The following is a 3,902-nucleotide window of genomic DNA, read 5'->3' as shown; positions in this document are numbered from 1 at the left end:
AGCTTGAATTTAAATTAAATTAAAAGCGATAACATCAAAGATGAAATTTTGATTTAAAGATTTTTTATAGTAAAAATTAATATATTTTGGAGTTTTATAAAAAAAATCAGCCAATTATTGTCGGATTTATGAAAAATGAATTAATTTAAAATAATTGTATTAAAAATAAAGAATTTAAATGAAAGAGTTAAAAATTAAAGATGATTATATGATATTTGAAAAAAATTCCTTTCAAAAAAATCACAAAACTATTGATATCCGCTTTGGATTAACCTATCCAAATGTTTATAGAACCGCAATGTCATCTTTAGGTTATAATATACTGTATAATCATTTAAATGACCGGCAGGACACTTGGTGTGAAAGAATAATATATCCTGATATAAAAACAATCGAATCAAATACTCCAATGAGATATCTTGACATAATAAGTTTCACACTACAATTTGAAGAAGATTATTTTAATGTCCTCGAAATGTTGAAAAATGCTGAAATACCTCTTAAACGAGAAGAACGTGATGAAAACCATCCATTAATCATAGCAGGAGGCCCCTGCGCAACTGCAAATCCCATGCCCTTATCAGATTACATTGATCTATTTATAATTGGTGAGGGAGAGGATGTTTTAGATAAGTTCTTAGACACATACATTAAAAGCCCAGATAAAGATTTAAAAAAATTTTTAGACATCCGGGGAATATATGTCCCCAAATATGAAAACAAAACAGAAATAGCATTAATAGATAACATGGACTGTGCTTATCACATTACAGAACCGGTAATTAGTAAAAGTGATGATAAGGATTTTCAGACTATTTTCAATAATACCATAATGTTGAATGTTTCAAGAGGATGCATGAGAGGTTGTAGATTTTGCATGGCCGGTTATCTCTACAGACCCGCCAGGGAAACTGATTGTGAAAAACTAATTGACATTGCAATGAAAAATAGGGAAAATACCGGATTGAATAAAGTTACATTAATTGGTGCTGCAGTATCCGATTACAGTAATTTAGAAAATCTTATCCATGGCCTTGAAAAAGAAGGTTTTCAGATTTCAACACCCTCACTAAGAATCGAATCAATCACCAAAGAAACTTTAGAAACACTAAAAAGAAGTGGACTTAAAACTATAACTCTTGCACCCGAATCAATCACTAGATTAAGAAAAGTGATAAATAAGGATATACTGGATGAAACTATTTTTACAGTAATAAAGAATGCAGTTGATTTGGATTTTAAAATTAAATTATATTTTTTGATTGGAATACCTGGCGAAAGTAAAGAGGATATTGAAGAACTTGCAGAGTATATGAAAAAGATAGCCAACATGCATTATAATATTAAAAATGTAAAATTTAGTGTAAATCCATTAATTCCAAAACCGCACACTCCAATGCAATGGGAGCCATATGATTTTAAGGACATTAAGAATAAAACCAGATATCTGAAAAAAGAAATGAAAAAATATAACATTAAATGCGAAAGTCCTAAAAAAAGTATGATTCAGTATATATTATCTTGTGGAAATAGGGATGTTGGTGCAATTATTGAAAAATCCCTAACAAAAACCCCAACATTGAAAGAATGGAAAGAAATACTTCCGAATTATAATATTGATGACGAATTGCCTTGGGACAATATTAATGTGAGTGTGGAAAAAAGATTTTTAAAAATAGAACATTCCAGGTTAAATAATTTAAAACAAACCCCATGGTGCGCAACATCTGAATGCTATAATTGTGGAGCATGTGAAAAATAATTACTAGAAAAAAATAAAATTACTATAATAATATATAATATAATAAGTGAGGTAAAATTTATGATTAATCCAGCAAGAAGAACAAATTCGATTGAATTGTCACAAATAAGAAAAATGTTTGAAGCAACAAAACCGGGTGCAATAAACTTAGGAATTGGAGAACCTGATTTCAATGTGCCTCAAAACATTAAAGATGCCATGAAAAAATCAATTGATGATGATGATACACATTACACTCCAAACAAGGGATATGTTGAATTAAGGGAAGAAATAGCTAAAAAATTTAAAAAAGATAATGGAATTAACACCAATGCTGAAAATATCATCGTTACAGTTGGCGCCAGTGAAGCATTATACATAAGCGCACAGGCATTTATGGAACCTGGCGATGAAATAATTTTACCTGATCCAAGTTTTTTATTATATGAATCATGTATTAACTTAGCGGGTGGAAATATCGTGCCTGTTGATTGTAAAATGGAAAATGAATTTAAATTAAAGGCGGATGATGTCTTAGAAAAAATCACTGATAAAACAAAAGCAATAATCTTAAATTCACCATCAAATCCGACCGGTGCGGTAATGGAAAAAGAAGACATAAAAGCAATTGCTGACTTATCAATGGACCATGATTTCCTAATTATTTCCGATGAAATATATGAAAAAATAATATACGATAAAAAACATTACTCCCCTGCAAAATATAGCGACAATGTTATTACAATAAACGGATTTTCAAAAACATATGCAATGACTGGATTAAGAATAGGCTATTTAACATCAAATGAAACATATTGTGAAGAGTTATTTAAGATACATCAAAACAGCATAGCCTGTGCCAATTCCACAGCACAAAAAGGAGCATATGAAGCATTAACCGGCCCTCAAGATGAAGTTCATAAAATGGTGAGTGAATTTAAAAGAAGACGTGACCTAATTGTTTCAAGATTAAATGAAATGGGATATGAAACAGTGAATGTTGAAGGGGCATTTTATGTATTTCCAAAAATTGACGATGAAAACTTCGTCAAAAAGGCAGCAGATGCAGGAGTAGTAACAGTATCGGGAGCTGCATTCGGATCAAACGGGAACGGACATGTTAGAATGTCTTATGCAAATTCCTATGAAAATATTGAAAAAGCCATGAACATTTTAGAAGAGCGTGTAGTGAATGGATGAATTTAGAAGCAATGCTGGAAAAAAAGCTGCCACAATAGCAATTGTTGCTAACTGCTTTTTAACAGTGTTCAACATTGCAGTTGGTATAATCTCTGGAAGTTATGCTTTAATCTCTGAAGGGGCACATACATTATCCGATGTGATGACCTCCATTATAGCATATGCCGGATTCAGAATAGGTCAAAAGCCCGCCGATAAAGAACATCCCATAGGCCATGGCCGTGCAGAAGCCATAAGCGGATTAATAATAGTAGTGTTTTTAACAATGGTTGCATACGAAATCATAAGTGGAGCATTTGATAAATTAATTAATCCTTCATCAATTGCAGTGCCCGAAACGATTGCCGCAATAATGGCAATTTTCGGAATAATCATCAACTACGCTGTTAGTGAGTATATCATAAATATCGGAAAACAAATTAAAAGCCCCGCCATCGTTGCAGATGGAAAACATCAAAAAACAGACATATTTTCATCAATTGCTGTTTTAATAGGAGTCATTGCATCAAATTTTGGTTATCCTATTCTTGACCCAATTGTAGCGTTAATTATTGGGATTTTAATTTTAAAAACAGCATATGACATAGGAAAAGAAAATATAGACAACATAATGGGAAAAGTTCCATCAGATGAACTAATAGATAACATAAAAAAAGTTGCAAATAATACTACTCCTAAAGCTCAAAATGCACATGACATTAAAGTAGATTACCTCGGTTCCTATGCAACAGTATCCTTACACATTGAACTTGATGGAGACATGAGTTTAAACGAAGTTCATAAAATCATACATGTTATTCAAGATAACATTACTGAAGAGATACCTGAAATAAAATATGCAATGGTACACGCCTGTCCAATAGGATTACAATACAACCATGACCAAGAAATTGACAAATAATGATTAAAACGCCGGGACGGGGATTTGAACCCCGGAGGTCATAAGACCATCGGATTAGCA

At 31.9% G+C, this 3,902-nt stretch carries 3 protein-coding genes; all 3 read left to right on the top strand.

Annotated features, from left to right (window positions below; translation table 11 throughout):
- Positions 1-208 precede the first annotated feature (208 nt).
- The 3 genes from Q4Q55_RS09940 to Q4Q55_RS09930 are packed head-to-tail and all read left to right on the top strand — an operon-like array spanning position 209 to position 3,842.
- Positions 209-1,762, top strand: coding sequence for a radical SAM protein (locus tag Q4Q55_RS09940; RefSeq protein WP_303372650.1), 1,554 nt, complete (start codon positions 209-211; stop codon positions 1,760-1,762).
- 60 nt (positions 1,763-1,822) lie between these two features.
- Positions 1,823-2,941, top strand: a complete 1,119-nt coding sequence (locus Q4Q55_RS09935) for a pyridoxal phosphate-dependent aminotransferase (RefSeq protein WP_303372649.1) — start codon at positions 1,823-1,825, stop codon at positions 2,939-2,941.
- Complete coding sequence (locus Q4Q55_RS09930) at positions 2,934-3,842, top strand: cation diffusion facilitator family transporter (protein ID WP_303372648.1); 909 nt, start codon at positions 2,934-2,936, stop codon at positions 3,840-3,842. Before Q4Q55_RS09935 ends, Q4Q55_RS09930 begins: the two co-directional genes overlap by 8 nt.
- Positions 3,843-3,902: the final 60 nt, after the last annotated feature.

The sequence above is a fragment of the Methanobrevibacter sp. genome, assembly GCF_030539555.1.
Classification (GTDB): domain Archaea; phylum Methanobacteriota; class Methanobacteria; order Methanobacteriales; family Methanobacteriaceae; genus Methanocatella.
The sequence above is the reverse complement of the archived record's forward strand: the minus strand, read 5'-3'. Positions and strand labels throughout refer to the sequence as shown.